Genomic DNA, 25,022 nt, shown 5'->3' with positions numbered 1-25,022 from the left:
TATGAAAAATGCAAGAATCACAATACTATCCTGATCGGCGATCAGGAATTAACTTTCAGTTTTAGGGATTGAAAACCTTCGCCCAGAATTTCACGCGTGTCCATGATTGTGATAAATGCGTTCGGATCAATTTCACTAATGAATTTCTCGAGAATTGCGACTTCGCGACGACTGACAACCGTGTAGATGATTTGCTTTTCTTCGTTGGTGAACATGCCTTTTCCCTGGAAATAAGTTCCTCCGCGTTCCAGGTCGCTAAGTATTTTTTCCTTGATCAGTTCATGTTGAGAAGAAATAATAAACAACGCTTTGTGGTAACTAACTCCTTCAAGTGTAACATCAATCGCTCGTCCGGTAATGTAAATGGCAAGCCAGGAATAGAGTGGAATTTGCCAGTCTTGAAAGGCCGCTAACCCGAGCAGTACAATCGCGGAGTCAACATAAATCATAAGTTGGCCCAATTGCATATTGGTGTGTTTGGCAATAATCATAGCAATGATATCTGATCCGCCCGACGTGGCTCTCGATTTAAAGATTAGGCCGGTACCGACACCAATCAAAACCCCACCAAATATACACGAGAGCAGGACATCGTGAACCAGCGGAGCTTGGCTGTTGACACGGAGGTAGGTAATCAGGTCAATAAAAACAGAACTCAGCACAAAGCCGACGACCGTTTTAACACCGAAACGAGGTCCTAGTATTTTTATACCTGCAATGGTTAGCGGAATATTAACCAGTAAACTGAAAAGCCCAACCGGAAAACCATCGGGCCAAAACTCAAACCACCCACGGGTAAGAAAGTGTACAATAATGGCGATCCCGAAAAGGCCACCCGGAACAATTTTATGTGGCGTAATAAAATACACGAATCCGACCGCTAAAATGAAGGAGCCAATGGTTATTAAGCTGTAGTCTTTAAACCAGGTCAAGCTGAAAATTTTGTCTTTTTGGAGGAAAGGCATGGCGTTGAAATTTTTCGTGAATTTAGGATTTGTCTGATCAATAAGGCTTGATATTTGTCAGGCTTTGTTTTGAACTATGGAATTGACTGATGCAAAAAAAAGGCCTCCAACCGGAGACCTTTTTAGTATACTTAAGGCTGAAATTAACCTCTTTTTTCTTTGATTCTGGCTTTTTTACCAGTAAGGCCGCGCAGGTAGAAAATACGTTTACGACGTACAGTACCTTTTTTGTTCACGTCAATACCATCGATAAATGGTGAAGACATTGGGAAAATACGTTCAACACCGATGTTTCCTGACATTTTACGAACAGTAAATGTTTTTGTAACGCCAGTACCTTTTACTTGAATCACTACACCACGGTAATCCTGAATACGTTCTTTGTTACCTTCTCTAATCTTGTAGTGAACAGTAATGGTGTCGCCCGCGCCGAATTTAGGCAAATTAGCTTGTTGCTCTGCGGCGAATGCGTTTTCTGCTACTTTAATTAAGTCCATTTCTTTAAGTTTTAAGTGGCAATATTACACGTATTTGCGGTGTAAGAGATTGCAAAATTTTTCGCAAAATTAATAAAAAATAGATTCGAACAAAACTTAGTTTCAATTTATGTTGAAATAATCGAAGTTCTTTCTTTTTGGTTTCCAATACCGGGAGAAGGACTAATGAGCGGCACCGCCAATCACTTTGAAATGTTCACCGGTACTTTTTACGATCGCGTCGTACCACCAATCCGGATATCCGGGTTGATCGGGCGAAACGGGAATGCCATCCTCATTTCGTTCAAAACTGCCATCTTTTTCTTTTTTGATGTTACCATCCATATATTTTATAAGCAGATACTCAAAAAGTTTTTCCCATTGAGCAGTCATGTTGTTCGCTTCATTGACCGAGTAAGTTGTTAAAAACTCGGCAGCCTTTTTCGATCCTGATTTTTCGTAAAGCATTTTAGCCGCCTGATCAATGGCTGGTGTGTAGGCAATAAATTTCCCTTCTAGTTCAGCTTGCTTGGCACGAATGTGTTCAATCATCGCATCATAGCGAAGGTAGGCGAAATTTGTCGTCTTGTTAAAGGTCCAGAAGGCAGAGCTGGGCGAATAGGTTAACAGGTCGCCATTGCCCACACGAAAACATTCGGGTATTTCGGTAATTCCGCAATACATAGGTGCATAGCAGGTACTGTATGTATCATCAACTCCAAACCAAAGAATCCCTCCAATAGGGTCGGGCAACCAGGAGCGTGACTGCGCGACAAATGAGAAACCGGTTTGTTGGGTTGAGATTGCGCGTTCGTTGCAATACTCCATCGAATCTACTTGCCAGGTTAACCCTCTCCATCGGTAGGGTAATTTGTATGGGCCTGCGCCCAAATCGGCAGTCATATCCAATTCGGTGCCTTCAAAATGGTCACGCATCATTTCCATTACGTCTTTTACTCCGAGCTTTTTGTCGGGCTTAATCCACAAAGGCATCCGGTTTGTGGGGAAGTTATTTTCGCCGCCATGTTCAATCAGCCCTTTAGCGTAGTTGGTATGTTGATCCATACCGGAGGCTACTTTGTTGAAACCGGCCCAAACACGGGCATCGCAGAAGCGTGCACCGCCAAAATCAACCGGAGCGTAAACGTCTGAGAAGCTGAAATCTTTATTTTTCCCGTCGTACCATCCTTTTTCGCGGGCAAATGAAATTACATCTTTTGCATACAGGCAATTGTCCGAGTCGTTTAAAGGGAATGTGGTGATCCGTGCCTGATTGGCATGACCTGAGATATAACCATCGGGGACACGTACAGCAACCCACACAGCTCCTTTTTCGCCTTCACCTTTACCAATCATCTCTAAAATCCAAACTTCATTGGCGTCGGAAATTGAAAAAGACTCGCCGGAACTATAATATCCGTATTCATCCACCAGATTCGTCATCACCTCAATCGCTTCACGCGCTGTTTTGGCGCGTTGCAAGGCAACATACATCAGGCTTCCGTAGTCCATGATGGCATCCGGTTGGCTTCCCAGTTCAGGACGACCGCCAAAAGTGGTTTCGCCAATTGCAAGCTGGTATTCGTTCATATTTCCTACAACGCTATATGTGTGAGGAACTTCTGATATGCGACCCAGGAATTTTCCGGTGTCCCACTCGTGGATATCGCGCATTGTCCCTTCCGGGTAATCGGCAGCAGGTTGAAAATACAACTCACCATACAATACGTGCGAGTCTGCAGCATAAGTAATCATAGTTGAACCATCGACTGAGGCTCCTTTGGTTATTAAAAAGTTGGTGCAGGCAAATACCTGTGCGGACAAAAATCCGAGCGCTAGAAATGCGAGACTAATTTTTTTAATCATTCTAAAATCTGTTTTTGGGTCGTCGACCTTATTTATTCCTAATTGTTTTCCGGTAAGTTCTGAATGATTCGTTCAGAAGCTTTTTCAGGTTGTTGTTTCAGTAGCAGGCAAATATAATGAAAGCAGAATGAAGTAAAAATGATTAATGCTACTATTCCGGATTGTAATTTTGCGAGATTTTCGGGCTTGAGTTCGATAATCGAAGTGATTTTTTCTACTTTCGAAATTCATTCCAAAACAACCGATTATGAAACTAGGTGCATTCCATAAACTATCTTACGGACTCTATTTAATTGCTTCGGAACTGGATGGCAAAAAGGCCGGGTATATCGCGAATACTGTTTTTCAGGTTACATCGAAACCACCGCTGTTGGCCATTTCGTGCCATAAGGATAATAATAGTACCGAAGTAATCCGAAAGTCCGGTATGTTTTCGGTGTCGGTATTGCAGAAAGATTTGAATGTGAAAATTATCGGCGACTTTGGCTTCATGTCGGGTAATGAGATTGATAAGTTCAGTCAGGTTGAAACAATTACAGCGAAAACTGGGGCTCCAATTGTTTTAAACGAAACAGTGGCATGGTTCGACTGTGAGGTCAGGCAGGAGATTGATTTGGGTACGCATTGGCTGGTAATTGGCGAAGTGCTCGACAGTGATTTGCTGTCGGAATCCGATCCGCTGACTTATGCCTGGTATCGGGAGAAATATAAAATGTTTTCACCCAAAAATTCGCCGACCTATTTGGAGAAAGACTTGCTTGATGAGGAAAAGAGAGCTGCTGATGATGCCAAAGGCGATGACCAAAGCAGCACAGAGCCGGAATCAGATGGGGAAAAGCCTCATGTTTGCATGATTTGTGGTTTCGTTTACGACCCTGAAAAAGGCGATCCGAGTATGGGAATTCCACCCGGAACACCTTTCGACGATCTGCCGGACGACTACAAATGTCCAATCTGTAATGCCGGAAAGGACTATTTTAAAGAACTATAGTGTTTCTGGCTTACAGATGACAAATAAGAAGCCCGTTTAACAAATAAGTCTCACTGGCATTTTGGGGGCAGTAATCGAACGAGTAGACGGAAACTGAAGTAAACGATTGGTCGTTTGTTACGTGAACGATACGAATTTTAAATATCTGAAAAGAGAGTGGCTATTGCTGCTCTCTTTTTTTTGCTTTCAACTGTTGTTGAGTTGCTTTCTTAAAGGAGCGCAATCCAGCTTGCCGCACCATTTCAGCCATGCTGCTATGCTTTAAAGGTCGCATGCACGTTGTTTTTGAGTCTATTATAGGTTGGCAGCCCAGATAGAACCGGTCGGTTACACTCAGCACAGGGAAATTTTTGTATCAACAGGAAACTGTCTTTTTGTCCGGGATTGAAAGATGGGCTGCGACTCCCGCTTATCATCGCAAAGCCGGCACGAGCAGGAGCTGTGCGAACGATGAACAAGATGTGTCATTTCGTTTTAGTGATCATTTGTGCAATTATCTCTTAGTCAGGCTTTATGGGAGGGGAGTCAGGATTCGTTAAGTCATTTTTTTGTTTGAACTTGTATATTATATTTGCGGCCGTTTTTACGTCGTAACAACGCTCTATCTTTTTGTATTGCAAACATATAGGGCATCAACCATTAAATCGAAAAGTATTCAATGATTGTATTAGTATTAAATTGCGGTAGCTCGTCCATTAAGTATCAATTACTAAATATGGACACGATTGAAGATCCAGAGGTGAAAGCTATTGGGGCAGTGGAGCGTATTGGTTTGAAGGATGCTCTTCTAACGCACAAGCCACTTGTCGATGGAGAATATAAGAAAATCAAACTCACGGCTCATGTGCCGGATCATGAGGCAGCGATAAGCCTGATTATGGATTCACTGGTAAACCCGGAGCATGGCGTAATTAAGGCTGTTTCGGAAATTCAGGCAGTTGGCCATCGGGTAGCCCACGGTGGTGAGTCGTTTAGTGAAAGTGTTCTAATTGACGACAATGTTAAAGAACAGATTAATAAATTGAGTGATTTGGCGCCCTTGCATAACCCGGCTCATATTGCCGGAATTGAAGCGATGGAGAAGCTTTTGGAAAAAGTGCCGCAAGTCGCTGTTTTCGACACTTCTTTTCACCAATCCATGCCACCGGAATCGTTCCTTTATGCTATTCCGTACGAGTACTATACCAAGCACAAATTGCGCCGGTATGGTTTTCACGGAACAAGTCATAAATATGTTGCAGAAAAAGCTTGCGAGCATTTGGGGCTGGAAATGAATAAAATCAATATTGTGACCTGTCACCTAGGAAACGGCGCTTCTATTGCAGCTATTAAAAACGGGAAATCGTACGATACCTCGATGGGTTTTACGCCGGTGGAGGGATTAATTATGGGAACCCGCGTCGGTAACCTTGATGTCGGAGCACTTTTATTCTTGATGGAAAAAGAGGGTCTCGACCTACAGGGAGCGAACGATTTAATTAATCGAAAGAGTGGAATGCTTGGTATTTCCGGAGTTTCGTCAGATATGCGCGATATTGAAGATGAATCGTGGAATAAAAATAATCCCCGGGCAACATTGGCTCTAAAAATGTATCACTCGAGAGTGAAACGCTTTATTGGAGCATTTGCTGCCGAAATGGGAGGACTTGATTTGCTGATCTTCACTGGCGGGGTAGGAGAGAATGGCCCTGAAACACGAGAAGAGGTTTGTGCCGGTTTTGAGTTTATGGGTGTTGAGTTCGATAAAAATGCCAACGACGGCTTACGGGGACAACTTAAAGTTGTGAGTACTCCTGAGTCGCGCGTAAAAGTAATGGTTGTGCCAACTAACGAAGAAAAGGTTATCGCAGTCGATACCGTCAACGTTTTAAGTTCATTGGCTGTAAACTAGCCTGTTATATAAGTCCGGCAATACCGGACTTGTTGTTTATTCCCGGCCTCCATCTTAACGCGGGTTTAAGCCAAAACGGCACTTTAAAGGCTGCGAGAAGCTGGATCGCTCCCGGAAAAAATAAGCGGCTGACTCTCAAGTCAACCGCTTTTTTAGTTACGATTCCTCCCCCAAGGAATCGTGCTCTGTTTCCCAATTGAGCTTCTTCAACATCGTTATTAGTGTTTTTTGACTCCCTTCAACATTGACGGGTCATCGGCTTTTATTAAGCTGATTGCATAACCACCTCCGGGAGCACATTGCAGTTCAAACTTACTTTTGTTCGTCACAACGTATTGGTTAATCTGATAAGCCTGCGGGTTATTGCGGTAGTTTGCGTCCGGTTTGTCAGCATAAACTGTTGCCAAATATTTTTGCCCTTCCGGAAGAAAATCCAAACGGATATTCGAAGTTCTGGCTTCTTCATCGTTAGTTCTTCCTACAAACCAATTGTCAGTACCTTTTTCCTTCCGTGCATAAGTGACATAATCACCAGGCTCGGCTTCAAGCACTTTACTGTCGTCCCAATCCAACGGAACATCTTTTATAAATTGAAAAGCATCCAGGTATTTGTTGTATGTTTCAGGCAGGTCGGCCGCCATTTGCAACGGGCTGTACATGGTTACATACAGGGCTAGTTGACGGGCAATGGTTGTGTTTACCCACGAATTGTTATCCGGATTATATTTGCTCACGTCCGGTTCAAAAATGCCCGGTGTATAATCCATTGGGCCGCCAATTAATCGGGTGAAAGGCAAAATGGTCGTATGGTCCGGCGCGTTTCCGCCAAAAGCTTCGTATTCGGTTCCACGAGCCGATTCGTTGCCAATGAGGTTTGGATACGTTCGGCAAATTCCCGTTGGACGGACTGCTTCGTGGGCATTGACCATGATTTTATAATCAGCTGCTTTCTCGATTGCATATTGGTAATGATTCACAATGTATTGGCTGTAGTGCGTTTCGCCGCGCGGAATGATGTCGCCAACGTAACCGCTTTTTACAGCATGGTAGCCATTGTCGGCCATAAACTGGTAGGCTTCGTCCATGTGCCTTTCGTAGTTGCGAACCGAGCCCGAAGTTTCGTGGTGCATAATCATTTGTACGCCTTTTGAAGCCGCGTAATCGCGAATTTCGTCTACATCAAAATCGGGGTAGGGGGTTACAAAATCAAAAACGTAATCTTTCGATTTGCCAAACCAGTCTTCCCAACCTTCATTCCAACCTTCAACCAAAACGCCATCAAAACCATGTTTGGCTGCAAAATCGATGTGATATTTCACATGCGCGGTGTTTGCCGCATGTTTTCCGTTAGGCTGAAGTTTCGAAAAATCGGTAACACCCAACTGAACGCTGGGAACATCAGCATAGGCCCACGAGCTTTTGCCGGTTATCATTTCCCACCAAACGCCAATGTATTTCATCGGTTTAATCCATGTTGTATCTTCAATTTTGCAGGGATCGTTTAGGTTGAGGGTGATATTGGAAAGCAAAATGTCGCCAGCTTTGTCCGAAACGATAACCGTACGCCAAGGGGTTGAGCGCGGAGCCTGCATGTACCCTTTGTCGCCCATCGCATCGGGAGTTAGGTGCGAGCTGAAGATCATGTTTTCGTCGTCCAAATCAAGGTGCATACAGGCATAGTTTACCAATGCCGCTTCGTGAAGATTGATATATAATCCATCGTCAGATTTCAACATCAGGGCAGTTTGCACCGATGTTGGACCGGCCGCTTTTTGCGATGCATTTGGGGTAATTGCTTCTTGCATCAATCCTCTTATTTCCGAGAGTTTTGATTTGTGGAAGGCGTATTCCTGCGTATCGTAATCGCCCGGAATCCACCAGGCAGTAAGGTCGCCGGGCATTGCGAACTGTGTTTTTTCTTCGCTTATGACAAAGTAAACTAAATTCGGTTGCTCCGGAAATTCGTAACGGAAACCAAGGCCATCGTCAAACAAACGAAAGCGAACAATCATTTTTCGGTCGGTCGTTGGTTGGTTCAGGGTGATCGCCATTTCGTTGTAATGGTTACGTATTTGGCTCTTTTCGCCCCAAACCGGGCTCCAGGTTTCATCAACACTTGCGCGTTCAACCTTATCAATTACAAATCCGTCAAGCAGGTCTTCAGCTGTTTTTAAATCGAATCCTAGTTTGCTGTCGGCAATTACCGTTTTGTTTTGGTAATAAAGTCGGTAAAGCGCTTGTCCGTTTGCGACTTCAAACTCCAGCTTTTGCGCTCCATTTGGCGAAAGCAGTTCTTCCGCCTGTGCAAACCCGACCAGCAAAAGCAATGAAATTATCAGTAAGAAATTTCTCATTTTGTTAAATTGTTAAGTGGTTCTTATTTTGATTTGATGAATTTTACCGTGTAGTTTTCCTGATTTGTTTTTAGTTGAATGAGGTACAAACCTTCTTGTAAGTCTTCAACCGAAAGCTCAGCATTTTGTTGATTCGGGCTAACCTGTCTTACAATTTTTCCATCGAGACTGCAAATTTGTAAAAACGAGATCGTGTAGGGGCATTCAATGTAAAGTTGGTTAGCAGTTGGATTAGGGTAGACCGAAATGGTTGAGGTTTTTACCACCGGATCAACAACATCGGTTGCTAAATCGTCGAACGCTGCAAGCTGAACATCGGAATACAGACGGTATTCGCCAGGTTGCAAACTTATTGACTGCGTTGTTGAAGTTACTTCAAAACTTTGCCCGGTGAAAAATTCATACCAGGTTCCGGTGTGTTGAAAGGGTGCACTGATTGTTTGAGCCGTGACATCAAAATTTCCGATCAGTGTAATGCGATGATCGTCTTTGGCTAATTGAACAGACTTAGTGGCTCCGGATAAATTTCGGGTTTCGGTACCCGATGTGAATACCGGATACTGATCGCGCAAACGAAGCATGGCCGAATACACATCAAAAAGTTTCAGCCGGTCTGCGTCGTCAAGGTAATCCCATCGAACCGGTTTTTCTCCAACGCGATCATTTTCGTCAATGGAATAGTCATATCCTAACTCGCCAAATTGCCAGATCATTTTTGGTCCTGCGAGGCAGAAAAAGAAGGCGGCTCCCAGTTCGTTGCGTTCCAATGCTGTTGAAAGTGTCTGGATATCGTAAGTGCCCGATGCATTTCCGTAAGCCAGATTTTTAAACATCAAGCGTTCCTCGTCATGACTTTCCATGTATGCTACTAATCCAGGCTGGGCAAAACTTCGGGCTTGGTATGATGCCCACGAAAAATCAGAAGTGTCATTCCACCCCATGGTCGCCTCGTTGAAATTGTAATTGGCATTTCCCCAAACCAACATACCTTTGTCGTAGTTGGTTAGTTCCTGTTCCTCGTTGTTCGCTGCAAAATGCTCAAGAATGACAAATGCCTCCGGTTTCACCGACCAAATGTGGTCGGCCATGCGTTTTAAAATTGCTATTCGCGACGCATCATAGGCTCCGCCATCGCCGGCAGTGTTGGTAAATCCTTTGGTAAAGTCGAATCGGAAACCGTCGACTTTGTATTCACTCATCCAGTAGCTGGTTACGCTATCCATAAAAGCTTTCGTGTAGTCGCTTTCGTGGTTGAAGTCGGAACCCCAACTATAGGCCGTGTTGGGCGAAGTTTGGTTAAACCATGGATTGTCAGCAGCCGGCTGGTTGTTGGTGTCGTCCCAGTACATTTTCACCAACGGACAACTATTGTAGGCGTGATTCAACACCATATCCTGAATCACGATCATGCCTCGATTGTGGATGGAGTCGATCAGTTCTTTTAAATCGTCTTTGGTTCCGTAGGCTTTGTCCGGTGCGAAATAGTAGTTCGGGTTGTATCCCCAGCTACTGTTTCCTTCAAACTCGCTGAAAGGCATAAATTCGATGGCGTTTACCCCAAGTCGAGCCAAATAGTCCAGTTTGTCGATCACTGCCTGATAAGTACCTTCTTCGGTGAAATCCCGAATCAGCAACTCATAGATATTTAGTTTTTCCTTCGCCGGTAGTGTCCATGTGCTGGTTTGCCACTGGTAAGCTGTTTGTCCGGGTTGAAGGACGGATGCTCTGTCTGTGGTTTTATCGGTAGGGTAGGCAATTGAATTTGGGTAGACCTCATTTGTGATGTAGCTGTCGTCGTAGGGATCGCTGATTTTGTCGCAATAGGGATCGCCAATACGGATGTCTCCGTCAATCCAATATTGGAAAATATATTCTTGTTGAGGCGTTAAATTTGAAAGGGTGATCCAAAAGTATTCGCCATCTTTTTTCATCTGGTAGTCAGTCGAAGGCGTCCAGTCGTTGAAATCGCCCAAAACGTAGATGTCGGTTTTGTTGGGCGCTAAAAGGACTAGTCCAACCTCGGTATCGCTAATGTAGTTGATTCCTTGTTTGTACCCGTCGGGCATGGTGGCTTCGGTTGCCGAAGGACTGATAAAAACATGAACTGAATCGTAAGCTGTTGCACCATTGGATGTGGCAGATGCGATTAGCCATTTCCAGCCGGTTTCGGATACGCTTGTTGTGGTCGAAATACTGCTTCCGGTAGTGGAGATGAGCAGCGTTTCATCCAGTTTGAGGCTCAGGTTAGCATCTGCAGAGCTGACTGCGGAAACCGTAATGCTTTCATTTTGGTGAAATAGTTCGCCGGAAGGGGAGGTGAGCGATACGACCAAAGCCGCTTTGTACACATCAGCATATATATTTTGTCCGCCTGTGGCTTTGCCTGCTTTGGTTCCGTCGGCATTTCGAAACACGAAGGCCATTTGTTCGATTTGCTCACCGTCGGGAACTCCGTAAAATGACCGGATATCGGGTGTAATTTCCAACTGGTAGATGTTAGTCGAGATTCGGGTCATTTTAGCTTTGTCAATGTTGACATTCCAGTCGGCAATGACATATTTCCAATCGGAACCCGAAGTACTTTGATCGGTAATGACACCGGTGTGGGCATAAACGTCTCCCGTGTAGTTGGCTAGTCCGCCGGTTCCCTGGCTGGCGTCGAAGGTAATGGTTACAGCCCGGTCTTCCGTTGGAAATGCCGGAGTTGTTGTGATTTGCGCAAAAATACTTCCAGCCAGGAAGAAAAGAGAGATAACGAAAGTAAAGATGTATTTCATCAATTTATGGATTCATATAAGATTGTCTAATTCTTGTATTCTGCAGCAGATTGTTTTAAGTCGCAAAAACGGGTGGAGTTCCCCAATAACATTCCTTTGTTCGTCTGGGAATATTTTGGGCCATAGCTCGTTTCATGCATTTGAGCTTGTCAACGGCTTGCCTGGTTAGGTGAAATTTTCGAATAGAGGCATGCCGTAGCACACCTCTATTTTTATTGAAAATTTAGTTCATATGCTTATTCTGCACTTTCAATCAAATAAGTCATGTTTTCAAGATCCAGTCGGATCAGGTAGGTCCCGTCGGCTGCAATTGAGATGTTTGTTCCTCCCGAGGTGAGGTTACCATCTGCGTCATCGCTACCATAGTTTAGGCTCCAGGCATTATTTGCCCTGAATTTTAATTCTCCGGCTTTCAGGTCAGTGGTAATTTCCCAAACCTTGCGTTGACCGTTGTAATTCAGATTTACATCTACAGACCAGTCGTATGGTGAGACGGCGCTTCCAATAATTCCCCAATCATCTGTCTTCTCCATAACAAGAGTTAAGGCATCAACATCAACGGTGAATTGGTAGGCTGTTTCGGTTGTGGCTTCAAAATTACCTCCGCTTGGATCAAGGGTTGCGGTGTAACCAGTAGATGTTGCGGTTAACGATCCTCCCCAAGTATTAGTCCAGTTGGCTTCCGGGGTAATTTTAAAGTTTCCGTCGGCTCCTGTAATACGGATGATTCCTTCGTAAACATTATCGAAGTCGTAGGAATACAGCCGTCCGTCTTCGGCACCCGGACTCCAGCCCTGGTAGGCTCCCGGAACGTAAATCATCGGATAGTCGATTAATGTTTCATAAGGTGTAACCGTATATTCAGAAACGGAAGAGTACACCGGATCGACGTGGTCGCTGATTTTAGCCGCAACGCGACCTTGTATGGTGGTTTCGGTACCGGGAGCAATGTCCATTGTCAGCAACACATTGTTGATGGTACTTACTTTCACGTCATAGCTTGTGTTTTGAGTTGTAACAACGTCCTCGCTTACCGTTTGGAAATTGTCTGTAGAGAATTGGAGAATGTAGTTGATCTCTACACTCACGCCCATGTTTGCTTCGCTCCACGAAAAAGCGATGGTGCTGGTGGCGTCGTCCTTCGTGAAGTTCAGGGCGCCGGATGCGGGAGTTTGCAGTGCTGGAGCTTCTGCTGAATCAATGTCGAAAATCAGCTTTTCATCTTCTTCACAAGCGAAGAGAAACAGTGCCGCCAGCAGAGCCAGGAATATATTTTTAAAGTGTTTCATTGTTAATCAATTTAATTCATGAAATCAGTTTGTTAATAATTTGGGTTTTGAACCAAATTCGGGTTGGCAGTGATGTCGGTAAACGGAATCGGCATCAGGTTGTATTTGCTGTCTACATCTTTTCCTTCCAGGCTGTTTCCTTTCAGTGGCCAGTTGTAGTCAGTGGTAAATTTGCCAAAGCGAACCAGGTCGGTTCTGCGGTGACATTCCCAGTAAAGTTCGCGTGCCCGTTCGTCTAAAACCCAATCCAGGTCGATGCTTGAAGGAAGTGTTGTTCCGGCGCGGTCGGCAATTAACTGCAAGTAACTGCGGCTGGTTGCCGAAACAGAACCATTCAGGCGTAAATCAACTTCAGCTTCCATAAGGTACGCATCAGCCAACCGGAATACCGGCACGTTTACGTCAACAAAAGCACTGTTGCCTTCGTTGGCTCCATAACCTCCCGAGCGTGTTCTGTTCTTGAATTTTGTAACCGCATAGCCTTGCGAGAACTGGGTTTGATCTTCGATTTCCAGGCTTTGTCCGTCTGTGAACCACAATGCTCTGCCGTCGTCAGCTGCAAATTTATTAACCAAGGCTTTGGTTGTTCTGTTTCCACCCCAGTTGTCGGATGTACCGTAATCTTTCGGAATCATTTTGTCGCCACCAATCGAGGCGTTAATGATGTAAGTTGTTCCTCCGTAGGTTTTCGATAACAATCCGTCGTAGTTGATCGAATAGATGATTTCGTCGTTACACTTGTAGTTGTCAGCCAGGAAAAGGTACTCGTAGGGCGAGTAAACGTCACCGGTTGTCACATCGGCAGAACCCATGAGCCGGTATCCGGCATTGACGATTTTATCCAAATAAGTTTGGGCTTTTTGGTAGTATTCATCGTTTTCGGTTCCCAGGTAAACGGCATGGTTCAAGTACAGTTTGGCCAATATCATCCAGGCAGCACCTTTGTCGGCTTGTCCCACCATAGCTTGTTTGGCATCCAGCAGTTCCTGTCCGTCATTTTCAGCGTCGCCGACAATGGCCAGCAATTCCGATTCGATATAGTTGAACATTTCTGGGCCGCGGGCCTCTTCTCCGGCAGGCATTGGAAGATACGAACCGACAGGGTCGTCTTCTGTCACAAAGGGAATGCGGTTTCCAAAAAGATCCATAGCGTGCCAGTACGACAAGGCTCTCAGGAACCGGGCTTCAGCAATATATTGCGGTAACTCAGTGTACTCGGCTGTGCCGTAAGTGTTCGCCTGGCGAATAAATTCGTTTGCCAGCGATACCTGGTATAGGGCTCGGTAGTAGAACTGCCGGATAAAACCGTTGTTGGCGCCCCAGGTAATCTGGCTCACCTGTGGCAGGTCGCCATCGGCCCATCCGTTCACGACTTCGTCGGTTGGAAGTTCCTGGCATACAAAATAAGCTCTCCAGTACTGGCTGTGTCCTTCGTCAAACCCGCCAAGGTCGCCGTCGCCGGAAGGGCCTTCCTGACCTGACACGGCAAAACCAGCATAAATTTTCGATAAAACCTGGTAGAAGGCCTCCTGAGAAGTGTAGACTTTGTCTGCCGTGTCCAGGCTGGGGTCAATCGGCTCGACATCCAGGTCGTTCACACAGCTTCCAAGCGAAATAGCCAGAAACAGTGCTAAAAATATATTATAGATTAAATTTCTTTTCATGATCGTTTTAATTAGAATGACAGGTTTACGCCAAGCATGTAAGTGCGTGGACGAGGATAAATATTATTGTCGATACCACCTTCAATCTCCGGATCGATACCGTCATAATCCGTGATGACAAATACGTTATTCACGCTGGTATAAATTCGCATGTTTGTTTTCTTACCAATCAGTGAATTCAATTTATAGCCAAGTGTGATGTTATCCATTCTGAAGAATGAGGCATCCTGCACGTAATAGTCAGAGAAATATTGAGCATTGGTGAAACCGGTGTTGAATACATCTTTGTTGATGTTGTTCAGGTATTCGCCGTTCACCTGTAAGCGGCTGTAGAAGCCGGTATTCGAGGCGATGTTGTTGTATACCTTCATGCCCAGATTAGCGCGTCCCGACAGGGTTAGATCCCAGTTTTTATAGTTTAGCTGCGTATTTAGGCCCAGCATTACTTTAGGAGCTGCGTTACCGGCTACATAAAGGTCGCTTTCGTTGAATTGTCCGTCGTTGTTAACATCTTCGTATAAGCCTTCAATTGGTTTACCGTCGGTGTCGTAAATCTGTTTGTATACAAAGAATGAACCTGCTGGTCTTCCGACGGTGTGGATTTTGATTTTGTTACCGGTACCGCCGGATATGTCGCCGTGTTGTACACCCAGGTAATCCGGGTCGTCAACTTGTGTCAGCTTGGTAATCTTATTTTTGTTGTAGGCGATATTGGCGCCAATATTCCACGAGAAATCTTCTTTGTCGACAACTAGTGCGTTAACAGAGAATTCGATACCCTTGTTTTCGAGGCTACCAACGTTTGTGGTCAGTTCGTTGGTCAGGTTGGCACCTGCCGGAACAGGAATGGTGTTCAACAAATCTTTGGTTTTACGCAGGTAAACATCCAACGAACCGGAAACACGTCCTTTGAATAAACCGTAGTCCAATCCCAGGTTGTAAGTTGTTGTTTCTTCCCATTTCAGGTCGGCATCGTAACCGTTCGGACGAATGGTGGTAATTGGTACTTTCTCGTACTGGCCGCTCGTGCTGTTATAATAAACATATTGAGCTGTCGACTGACCAGATTTATAGGTTCCGAAGTAACCGTAATCCGAACCAATATCTTGCTGACCGGTAACCCCGTAGCCGAGTTTCAATTTCAGGTTCGAAACTGTTTTGTTACCTTTCAGGAAGTCTTCCTCGCTGATGCTCCATGCTACGGCCAAAGACGGGAAAAGACCCCATCTGTTATCTTTCGAGAACCGGGACGAACCGTCGTCACGCAAAGTGAAGGTCAGGTAGTATTTCTCCATCAAAACGTAGTTCATACGGCCGAAGAATGAAACCAGGTAGTTTTCATTTTTAGTTAATTGTGCCGGATCTCTAACGGTTAGGCCTTCGCTGTCTGGATTATTGAACCACGAAGCCGTGTTTTCTTCCGTGTAGAAATGCTGCCAGGAATAACCGGCCATTACATCAATACGCGAACTGATGTTGTCTAAATCTTTTGAATACTGCAAGTAGAAGTCCAGCAGTTTGTTGGTTTTTGTTTGCGAATAGTTCTCGTAAGCGCCTCCGCGAAGAAATGCTTCAGTATCCCAGGCAGCGCCGGCATAAGTTTGTTTACCGCCGTCGTCTTCACCTTTCGAGCTGTCGATACCAAGGTTCAGATTGGCTCTCAAATCGGGCAGGAAGTGGAAACGGTAGTCGAACTGAACGTTACCAACAAAACGTTTTACAATCGATTTGTCCATGCGCTGGTCAATAACGGCGCGAGCGTTATCCGGAGCATTGGGATTTGGATTTCCCGAAGCGTTTTTCCAGGCAAAATAACCGCCAAAATCATCGTAACCTTCGGCATAAATCGGTTGTGTCGGGTCGATTGAAATGGCACTTCCAATAGCGCCTTCATTCGAGAAATTATTTTTGATATACATTCCTTTAGCGGCCACATTCACGCGAAGGTGATTGTCAAGGAACGTTGGATTCAGGTTTAATGATCCGGTGTAACGGGTCATGTTCGATTCGTCCAGAATCCCGTTGGAATTGTTATAACCAATCGACGCGCGATAAGGCAGGTTGTCGGTCACAGTTCCCGAAACGGCAACGTTGTGGTCGGTGCTTAAGGCCGTGCGATAAATTTCATCTTGCCAATCGGTGCTGGCATCGCCGAGCAAATTCGTGTTTGCCGGATACTTCTCAGCCAGCACTTCGCGGTACTCATCCGCATTCAGCACGTCGACGGTTTTTGTTGATGTTGCAACCGATACGTTGCCCGAGTAATCAACATGCAGTCCGGCTGTGCTTCCTTTTTTGGTGGTGATAATAACTACCCCATTCGAAGCGCGACTACCGTAAATGGCAGTTGCCGACGCATCTTTCAATACGGTGAAGGTTTCAATGTCGTTAGGGTTGACTACGTTCAGCGGGTTTCTCATCCCCGAAACATCCTTGTTGTCGATTGGAACGCCGTCAACAATAATAAGCGGGTCGTTTGATGCAGACAGCGAAGAACCACCGCGGATTTTAATTGTCGATTTAGACCCCGGAGCACCGCCGCCGTCAGTAATTTGCACACCCGCAACTTTACCGTTGAGCAATTGCTGTGGAGAACTGATGGCTCCTTTGTTAAAATCGTCAGCCGATACGGTTTCGATCGATCCGGTTAGATCTTTCTTTTTGGTCGTACCGTAACCGACTACAACAACTTCTTCGAGGCTTTCGGTATCTGTCGAGAGCGAAACATTAATAGTCGTTTCTTCTGCAACAACGAATTCGCTGGTTTTATAGCCAATGTATGAATATTGAACGGTTACCCCTTTTTCAACACTCAGGACATATTCACCATCAAAGTTGGTAATCGTTCCAACAGTCGTTCCTTTTACCAGAACAGTAACTCCGGGGAGTGGTTCGCCGCCTTCTGCGTCGGTAACCTTTCCGGAAATACTAACAACCTGGGACCAGGCAACATTGCTCAGCAAGAGCCCCAAAGCCATTAGCAGGACGTTTAAATTTTTACGAATAATCTTCATGTGTTTTTTCTATTAGTTCTTTAATTCAATTAGGTCATCATTCAAATTCTGATTCAAAATCAATAGTCCGATTTTATTCCATTTTTTTTATCCGATGGTGCAAGTATATGGATTTGTTTTTAAGTATTTATGGGGTATTGGTCGGTTTTTTACCGCAAACGTTTGCGGTGACGTTTGCACCAAATGTGTTAAAAAACAGGTGGTTACTGGTGGGGCATTTTCGTGGTATGGTTTGGGCTGGTTTTAGCCTTATGCTCTCTATTTTTTTCTATTTTTTTTGAGGTAGAGTTATGATAAAAATAAAATCGCATTAAGAATCGAAATTCAATCATACATAAAGAGGATAAGAGGCTGATAATTAATTCAAATTGTTTGTTCGTTATTGAATAACATATTTACGCATTGGCTATCGTGTTACTCGATTTCTGATTTATTTCTATATTGCGAAACCAACCAAGCTAATCTATGAAAAGTAATCCGATTACGATTAAAGATATCGCCCGCCTCCTGGGTATTTCTCCGTCAACTGTTTCCCGTGCCTTAAAAGATCATCCGGATATAAGTGTTGAAACTAAAAAGGCCGTAAATGATTTGGCCGCTCAGTTGAAATACCAGCCCAATGCGATCGCGCTAAGTCTGAAGCAAAGCCGTACCAATACCATTGGAGTTATTATTCCCGAAATTGTACACCATTTCTTTTCATCGGTTATCAGCGGAATTGAAGATGTAGCTTACGATGCCGGTTTTACGGTGATGATTTGCCAATCGAATGAGCGGTACGATCGGGAAGTGGCCAATGCCAATATGTTGGTAGCACATCGGGTTGATGGCGTATTAGTGTCGATTGCGAAGGAATCTACCAAGTTCGATCATTTGAATATGATGCGGGAAAAAGGAATTCCACTGGTGTTTTTTGATCGCATCGTGCCAGGAATGGAGGCCGATCAGGTGATTATTGACGACGAGGAAGCAGCTTATAAAGCAACCCGGCATTTGATTGAAAACGGGCGAAAGCGTATTGCACACTTTTCAGGCCCCGGTCATTTAATGATCGGTAGAAATCGGCAGTTGGGTTATCTGCGTGCCATCAACGAAGCGGGCCTTCCGGTTCACCCGGAACTAATTATTCAGGCTGATAACTATGAAAAAGCTGTTGTTGCTGTTCGCCAATTGGCAGACAGGGGTAACTTGCCCGATGGGCTATTTGCTACGAATGATTTAACGGCAGTTGGTGCCATGCAGGCGTTGCAAAAGCTGGGTGTTAAAATCCCCGATCAAATTTCGATTATTGGTTTTAGCGATGGCCGTTTGTCGGGAATTACGAATCCAACGTTGAGTTCGGTGGATCAGCATGGTTACGAAATGGGTACGATTGCTACCGAAATACTTCTGCAACGAATTTTAAACTCAGATGATAATTATACTCCTGTTACGCGTGTGTTAGAAGGCGAATTGGTTATTCGCGAATCGTCGATTTAAAAAAAATCACTGGATTTTAATTTTTTTATGCAAACGTTTGAAATGGGGCTTTCAGTCCTGTTTTCGACTTATTTTGGGCTTTTCAAAGCTTTCTGCCGGATATTGCTGTTTGTATATATCGAAAAATGCGTTTTATATTTGCATTTGATCATCCGATTTTTCTACGTCCATTTTTATTCCTTTTAAATCTGATGCGAATCAGATTCCGATTGCATGCGGCAAGTATAATTGTTGCTGTAAATTACAACGTGATATTTTAAAATTGATTTTTGAACTGACAGGTCACGTGACCTTCAAACTTAATTAACGGATATGAAGATTAAACCTGCTCTTCGTTTTTGGCAGATATGGAATGTCAGCTTCGGCTTTTTGGGAATTCAAATCGGTTTTGCCTTGCAAAGTGCCAATGTAAGCCGAATATTGTCGAACCTCGGAGCCGATCTGCATTCACTATCCTTCTTCTGGTTGGCCGCACCCGTAATGGGTTTGATCGTTCAGCCAATTGTTGGTGCAGCGAGCGATCGAACCTGGAATCGTTTCGGTCGGCGTGGGTCGTACATTCTAGGTGGGGCTTTTGTGGCTGCACTTGCTATGTGGCTCATGCCAAACTCGGCTGCGCTGGTTTCGGTAATTCCGGCACTGGTGTTCGGAGCTCTGATGTTTGCTTTGATGGACGGTTCTTTCAATATCACCATGCAACCCTTTCGGGCGTTGGTGGCCGATATGGTTCCCGAAGAACAGCGAACCTTGGGATATTCGGTTCAAAGTTTCCTGATTAATACCGGAGCAGTCGTTGGTTCGGTATTGCCTTACTTTCTGACCAACATTCTGAAGGTAAGCAATACCGCAGCGGCTGGAGAAGTTCCTGCTTCGGTTATTTGGTCCTTTTATATTGGCGGTGCCATCCTTTTACTTTCAGTTATTTGGACCGTTTTTAAAACCAAAGAATATCCACCTGAAGTGTATTGTGCTCAGAATGACATCGACTACGATAAGTGGATTGCAGAAGGGCAGGTTAAAAAATCGCTTGGAGAGAAGCTGTCTAATTTTTGGCACCTATTCACCCAGATGCCTAAAGTGATGATGCAACTGGCGTTGGTTCAGTTCTTTTCGTGGTTCGCCCTTTATATTATGTGGGTGTACACAACGCCGGCCGTAGCTCAACACGCTTTTGGTACCGAAATCAGTGATGCTTCATCGCCATTGTATCAGGAAGCCGGAAACTGGGTCGGAGTACTGTTTGGCGCTTATAGCCTGTTTGCTGCCTTATTTTCGCTGGTGATGACCCGTATTGCCAACACCTTCGGACGCAAAACAACCTACGGGATGGCTCTGTTGTTGGGTGGTGCCGGTTATGTTTCCATGTATTTTTTCAACACACCCAATTTGCTCATCTTTTCAATGATCGGTGTGGGAATCGCGTGGGCAGCCATTTTGGCGATGCCCTATTCCATTTTATCCGAATCGCTTCCGGCCGACAAGATGGGCGTCTACATGGGCATCTTTAATTTTACCATTGCCGGCCCTCAAATTATATCCGGATTTGTTGGCGGTGCATTATTGCGGTCAGTATTTCAGAATGAAGCCATCTATATGCTGATTGTTTGCGGTGTAGCCATGCTGCTGGGCGCTGTATCCGTGTCTTTTATTAAAACACCACAAAAAAAATTGTCATGAAAAAAATAACAGCCTGTCTTTTCGATTTGGATGGGGTGCTGGTGGATACGGCCAAATATCATTTTTTGGCCTGGAAGGAACTTGCTGATGAACTAGGAATCGAATTTACGGAAACACACAACGAACTTTTAAAAGGTGTAAGCCGAATGGATTCGCTTGACATTATTCTGAACCTCGGGAAACTCGATTTGCCGCAGGAAAAGAAGAACGAGCTGGCTGAAAAGAAGAATCGGGTCTATCTGGAGTATATTTTGAAAATGGGTGAAGATGAGATTCTTCCCGGGGTGAAGGACTTTTTGACTGATCTTCGGAACCGAAACATCGGTGTTGCTCTGGGATCGGCCAGCAAAAACGCACAGCTTATTTTGGAGCGGCTGAACATTGAACAATTGTTTGATGCCATTATTGATGGCACAAAAGTGAGCAAAGCCAAACCTGATCCCGAAGTTTTCCTGAAAGGAGCTGAAGCATTGGATGTAAAACCCGACGAATGTATCGTTTTTGAAGATGCAATTGCCGGGCTCGAAGCAGCTCTCAACGCCGGAATGCGTTGTGTTGGCGTTGGTGATCCGGAAACACTCCACCGGGCTAATCTGGTTATTCCAGGGTTTGCGGGTTTTCACCCGGCTGATTTATTACAGAGGATTTGATTAATGATTTGTAATTAATTGATTAACATGAAAAACTACATTATACATTCTGAATGGCAGGTTGTTGAAAATGAATTTGTTCCGGAAAATAACCGAATCTCGGAGAGTTTGTTCAGCATCGGCAACGGGCACACCGGGCAGCGCGCCAATTTCGAAGAAAAATATTCGGGCGACTCGCTGCAGGGAAACTATATGGCCGGCGTTTATTACCCCGACAAAACCCGTGTGGGCTGGTGGAAAAATGGCTATCCCGAATATTTTGCTAAAATTCTGAATGCAGCAAATTGGATTGGCCTGCATCTGAAAATTGATGGTGAAGAACTGGATTTGGCAAACGCAAGGGTCGACGAATTTAGTCGCGTACTCGATATGCGTACCGCTCTGCTCACTCGCAAATTTAAGGCATCTTTACCTTCAGGCAAACAGGTTGAAGTGTGCTCCGAACGTTTTCTGAGTATTGATGATAAGGAAGTTGGTGCGATCCGGTATCGACTGAAAAGTATCAACTTCAATGGCAAAATTGAGCTTTGTTCATTTATCGACGGTGATGTGGTGAATGAGGACTCGAATTACGACGAAAAATTCTGGATCGAAACCCGGAAAGACGTAGCGAAAGAGCAGGCATTCCTGTGTATGGAAACCAAAAAGACTTCATTTTTTGTGTGCCATGGAATCGATACTTCTGTTTCACTTAAAGGGAAAAAGATAATCGCTTCAGAATCGTTCACCCGCGAAAAATTTGTTGCCAATACATTCGAACTGGAAGTTGAGGCTAACGAAGAGATTATCATCGAAAAATATATGGCGGTCAATTCGTCCATGTATTTGCTTCAGGAGAAGCTAATGGGGCATGTAAAATCAAAATTAGCCGAAACCGTCAAAACCGGCTTCGACCAGCTGTTTGAAGCTCACAGCAAAAAATGGAGTGAACGTTGGAAAACCGCTGATATCATGATTAAAGGCGACGTGGCAGCGCAACAGGGAATTCGGTTCAATATTTTTCAGCTGATGCAAACATACTCGGGCGACGATGAACGTTTAAATATTGGTCCAAAAGGTTTTACCGGAGAGAAATATGGCGGTGTAACTTATTGGGATACTGAAGCCTATTGTCTGCCTTTCTTTATGGCAACGGCACCTCAGTTGGTCGCCAAAAACTTGTTGCTATACAGGCATAAACATCTGCAGAAAGCCATTGAAAACGCCGGGAAACTCGGTTTCACTGACGGTGCCGCATTGTACCCAATGGTCACCATCAATGGTGAAGAATGTCACAATGAATGGGAGATCACTTTCGAGGAAATACACCGCAACGGAGCGATTGCCTATGCTATTTACAATTACATTAACTACACCGGCGACCAAGATTATTTGGCGCCCTTCGGATTCGAAGTGCTGCTCGGTATTTCCCGGTTTTGGGCTCAACGGGTAAATTGGTCGGAAGATAAAAATGCCTATGTGATGCTCGGAGTGACCGGTCCGAATGAGTACGAAAACAATGTAAATAATAACTTCCATACAAATCGAATGGCCGTATGGACTTTAAAATATACCCTTGAGGTGATTGATTACCTCAAAAAAGAACATCCGTATTTGTTTAGCGAGTTGACCCGAAAATGGTCTTTCAACGAACAAGGTGAAACTACTTTATGGAAGGAAATTATTGAGAAAATGTACTTTCCGTATAGTGCCGGCAAAGATATCTTCCTGCAACAAGACGGATTCCTCGATAAAGAAATTGCACCTGCCTCAACACTTGATCCGAGCGAACGACCGATCCATCAGAACTGGTCGTGGGATCGTATTTTGCGCTCCTGCTATATTAAACAGGCCGATACATTGCAGTCGTTTTATTGGTTTAAACACGATTTTGATACGGAAACTCTACGTCGCCATTTCGATTTCTACGAACCTTTAACGGTTCACGAATCATCGCTTTCGTCGTGCATTCACGCGGTTTTGGCGGCACGCATCGGCCGCGAGGAGAAAGCTTATGAAATGTATTTGCGCACGGCGCGCCTCGATTTAGATGACTACAACAACGACACCGATGATGGTTTGCATATTACCAGCATGGGCGGAACATGGTTGTCGTTTGTTGAAACATTTGGCGGTATGGAGGTGAAAAACGGTCAACTGATGCTAAATCCGTTCCTTCCAAAATCATGGGAAGCTTTCGCATTCCGAATTAATTTCCGGGGCGCTCATTTGGAAGTTAGGATGGCTGAAGAGCTTACGATCGTAAATCACAGCCAAGCAGATGCAACCATCGTTGTTTTTGGGCAAAAGCACTTGTTGCCCGGAAACCAGCGTATTCGTATTGAAAACGTGAAAACACCATGAAGAAAACAGCGATTTTAGCAGTACTTACATTTTTGATGGGTGCCTTGCAAGCACAGGTGCCGCAGGTGTCGAGCGGGAAAATTGTTCGTATTCACGATTTCCCGTCGCAATATATCCATTCGCGCAATATCGATGTCTGGCTGCCCGATGGCTATACCGACTCGCTGAAATATGCTGTTGTATACATGCACGACGGGCAAATGCTCTACGACTCCACAGTTACCTGGAATAAGCAGGAATGGCAAGTGGATGAAGTGCTCTCGGAGTTGATCTGTAAAAAGAAAGTACAACCCTGCATTGTTGTCGGGGTCTGGAATAATGACGGCTATCGCCATACGGAGTACTTTCCCCAAAGACCATTGTCAGTTCTTCCGGATAGTTTGCGGGCTACAATAACCGACTCCTGGTTGAAGGGCAAGCCATTGGCTGATAATTACCTGCGGTTCGTCGTTGAGGAGCTAAAACCGTATATTGATAAACATTTTTCAACGTTAGTAGATCAGGATCATACTTTTTTGGCCGGATCCAGTATGGGTGGCTTGATTTCCATGTACGGCATCTGTGAGTACCCCGAAGTTTTTGGAGGGGCTGCCTGCTTGTCAACTCACTGGATTGGCACGTTTGAACAGAACGATGAAATTCCGCAGGCGTTTAATGCCTATTTGAGCAAGCATTTACCCGATCCGGAAGATCATAGGCTCTATTTTGATTACGGAACTGCAACCTTGGACAGTTTGTATGAAAAACACCAACTGATGATTGACAAAACCATGGAGATCAGAGGGTATGATCAGACGAACTGGAGTACTCTGAAATTTGAAGGAGATGATCATTCAGAGAGGGCATGGGCAAACAGATTGCACATTCCTTTTACTTTTTTATTGCAAGAACCTAAAACTAAATAAAATGAAACGATACACAATTCTATTCTATTTCGTGTTATTCACTTTAAGCGGTTTCGCCAAGCAAACAGAGAGTTTGCGCGTGGAGCCAACTTTTTGGTGGGTTGGCATGACGAATCCAAATCTGCAGTTGATGGTTTACGGCGAAAATATAGGGGCCGGTATGCCCGAGATTAGTTATCCCGGGGTGAAAATTGAAAGCGTGACCCGCGTCGAAAATCCGAACTACCTTTTCATCGACCTGAAGATTGCGGAAAATACTAAACCCGGAGCTTTCCAGATTGTGTTTAAGTCGGGCAAAAAGCAGACGACACAGTTTCAGTACGAGCTGAAAGCCCGCGAACCACATTCCGCTGAACGAATCGGCTTCAACAGTTCGGATGTAATTTACTTGATCACTCCCGACCGCTTTGTAAATGGCGATCTGGAGAACGATGAGGTTGAAGGGATGAAAGAAAAGCTGAACCGGGCAGATAAAGACGGCCGTCACGGAGGTGATTTGCGCGGAATTATCAACCGGCTCGACTACATTCAGGATTTGGGTTTTACAGCAGTATGGCTGAATCCGGTGCTGGAAAACAATATGACCAGAACCTCCTATCATGGTTATTCAACAACCGATTTTTATAAGGTTGATCCGCGTTACGGCAGCAACGACGAATACCTGGAATTATCGAAAGACCT

16 protein-coding genes are annotated in these 25,022 nt (G+C 44.7%); 8 read left to right on the top strand and 8 right to left on the bottom strand.

Annotation, left to right across the window (positions count from 1 at the left end):
• Window positions 1-41: 41 nt before the first annotated feature.
• The 3 genes from ABZD21_RS04730 to ABZD21_RS04720 all read right to left on the bottom strand — a co-directional run bounded on the left by ABZD21_RS04730 (window position 42) and on the right by ABZD21_RS04720 (window position 3,307).
• A complete protein-coding gene (locus ABZD21_RS04730) occupies window positions 42-965 on the bottom strand; it encodes a YitT family protein (protein WP_372773279.1) in 924 nt (307 codons plus the stop codon).
• A gap of 143 nt (window positions 966-1,108) precedes the next feature.
• Complete coding sequence (gene rplS / locus ABZD21_RS04725; RefSeq protein WP_372773278.1) at window positions 1,109-1,462, bottom strand: 50S ribosomal protein L19; 354 nt, start codon at window positions 1,460-1,462, stop codon at window positions 1,109-1,111.
• Between the two features lie 162 nt (window positions 1,463-1,624).
• Entirely contained in the window at window positions 1,625-3,307 is a 1,683-nt protein-coding gene (locus ABZD21_RS04720) for a dipeptidase (protein WP_372773276.1), read from the bottom strand.
• 247 nt (window positions 3,308-3,554) lie between these two features.
• On the opposite strand from ABZD21_RS04720, the gene ABZD21_RS04715 reads away from it, so the two are divergent.
• Together ABZD21_RS04715 and ABZD21_RS04710 are read left to right on the top strand one after the other, a co-directional pair.
• Window positions 3,555-4,298 (top strand): flavin reductase, encoded by a 744-nt coding sequence (locus ABZD21_RS04715; protein ID WP_372773275.1) that lies wholly within the window; start codon window positions 3,555-3,557, stop codon window positions 4,296-4,298.
• Between the two features lie 658 nt (window positions 4,299-4,956).
• Window positions 4,957-6,189 (top strand): acetate/propionate family kinase, encoded by a 1,233-nt coding sequence (locus tag ABZD21_RS04710; protein WP_372773273.1) that lies wholly within the window; start codon window positions 4,957-4,959, stop codon window positions 6,187-6,189.
• 218 nt (window positions 6,190-6,407) lie between these two features.
• Here ABZD21_RS04710 and ABZD21_RS04705 read toward each other — a convergent pair whose 3' ends face one another.
• The 5 genes from ABZD21_RS04705 to ABZD21_RS04685 all read right to left on the bottom strand — a co-directional run bounded on the left by ABZD21_RS04705 (window position 6,408) and on the right by ABZD21_RS04685 (window position 17,287).
• Window positions 6,408-8,543 (bottom strand): glycoside hydrolase family 97 protein, encoded by a 2,136-nt coding sequence (locus tag ABZD21_RS04705; protein ID WP_372773271.1) that lies wholly within the window; start codon window positions 8,541-8,543, stop codon window positions 6,408-6,410.
• A 23-nt stretch (window positions 8,544-8,566) separates the two neighbouring features.
• On the bottom strand, window positions 8,567-11,320 hold the full coding sequence (locus ABZD21_RS04700; RefSeq protein WP_372773270.1) for an alpha-amylase family glycosyl hydrolase: 2,754 nt from the start codon (window positions 11,318-11,320) through the stop codon (window positions 8,567-8,569).
• Window positions 11,321-11,556: 236 nt separating this feature from the next.
• Window positions 11,557-12,609 carry a SusE domain-containing protein gene (locus ABZD21_RS04695; protein ID WP_372773268.1) on the bottom strand — a complete coding sequence of 351 codons (1,053 nt, stop codon included), beginning with the start codon at window positions 12,607-12,609 and terminating at the stop codon, window positions 11,557-11,559.
• 32 nt (window positions 12,610-12,641) lie between these two features.
• Entirely contained in the window at window positions 12,642-14,273 is a 1,632-nt protein-coding gene (locus ABZD21_RS04690; RefSeq protein WP_372773266.1) for a RagB/SusD family nutrient uptake outer membrane protein, read from the bottom strand.
• Window positions 14,274-14,284: 11 nt separating this feature from the next.
• The gene (locus tag ABZD21_RS04685) at window positions 14,285-17,287 is read right to left on the bottom strand and encodes a SusC/RagA family TonB-linked outer membrane protein (protein WP_372773264.1); all 3,003 of its coding nucleotides are present in this window, start codon (window positions 17,285-17,287) and stop codon (window positions 14,285-14,287) included.
• A 465-nt stretch (window positions 17,288-17,752) separates the two neighbouring features.
• On the opposite strand from ABZD21_RS04685, the gene ABZD21_RS04680 reads away from it, so the two are divergent.
• The 6 genes from ABZD21_RS04680 to ABZD21_RS04655 all read left to right on the top strand — a co-directional run.
• Window positions 17,753-18,766, top strand: coding sequence for a LacI family DNA-binding transcriptional regulator (locus ABZD21_RS04680; protein WP_372773262.1), 1,014 nt, complete (start codon window positions 17,753-17,755; stop codon window positions 18,764-18,766).
• 312 nt (window positions 18,767-19,078) lie between these two features.
• Window positions 19,079-20,443 (top strand): MFS transporter, encoded by a 1,365-nt coding sequence (locus ABZD21_RS04675; protein ID WP_372773260.1) that lies wholly within the window; start codon window positions 19,079-19,081, stop codon window positions 20,441-20,443.
• Window positions 20,440-21,093 (top strand): beta-phosphoglucomutase, encoded by a 654-nt coding sequence (pgmB, locus tag ABZD21_RS04670; protein ID WP_372773259.1) that lies wholly within the window; start codon window positions 20,440-20,442, stop codon window positions 21,091-21,093. The genes ABZD21_RS04675 and pgmB overlap by 4 nt, the downstream gene beginning before the upstream one ends.
• A gap of 27 nt (window positions 21,094-21,120) precedes the next feature.
• Window positions 21,121-23,436, top strand: a complete 2,316-nt coding sequence (locus tag ABZD21_RS04665; protein ID WP_372773257.1) for a family 65 glycosyl hydrolase domain-containing protein — start codon at window positions 21,121-21,123, stop codon at window positions 23,434-23,436.
• On the top strand, window positions 23,433-24,341 hold the full coding sequence (locus tag ABZD21_RS04660; protein ID WP_372773256.1) for an alpha/beta hydrolase: 909 nt from the start codon (window positions 23,433-23,435) through the stop codon (window positions 24,339-24,341). Before ABZD21_RS04665 ends, ABZD21_RS04660 begins: the two co-directional genes overlap by 4 nt.
• 1 nt (window position 24,342) lies before the next feature.
• Window positions 24,343-25,022 (top strand): cyclomaltodextrinase N-terminal domain-containing protein (locus ABZD21_RS04655; RefSeq protein WP_372773254.1); only part of this gene is annotated, 680 nt, incomplete at its 3' end.

Origin of the sequence: Mangrovibacterium sp. (assembly GCF_041596335.1) — a bacterium.
Classification (GTDB): domain Bacteria; phylum Bacteroidota; class Bacteroidia; order Bacteroidales; family Prolixibacteraceae; genus Mangrovibacterium.
Note: the sequence above shows the minus strand (reverse complement) of the source record. Positions and strands in the feature narration are given on the sequence as shown.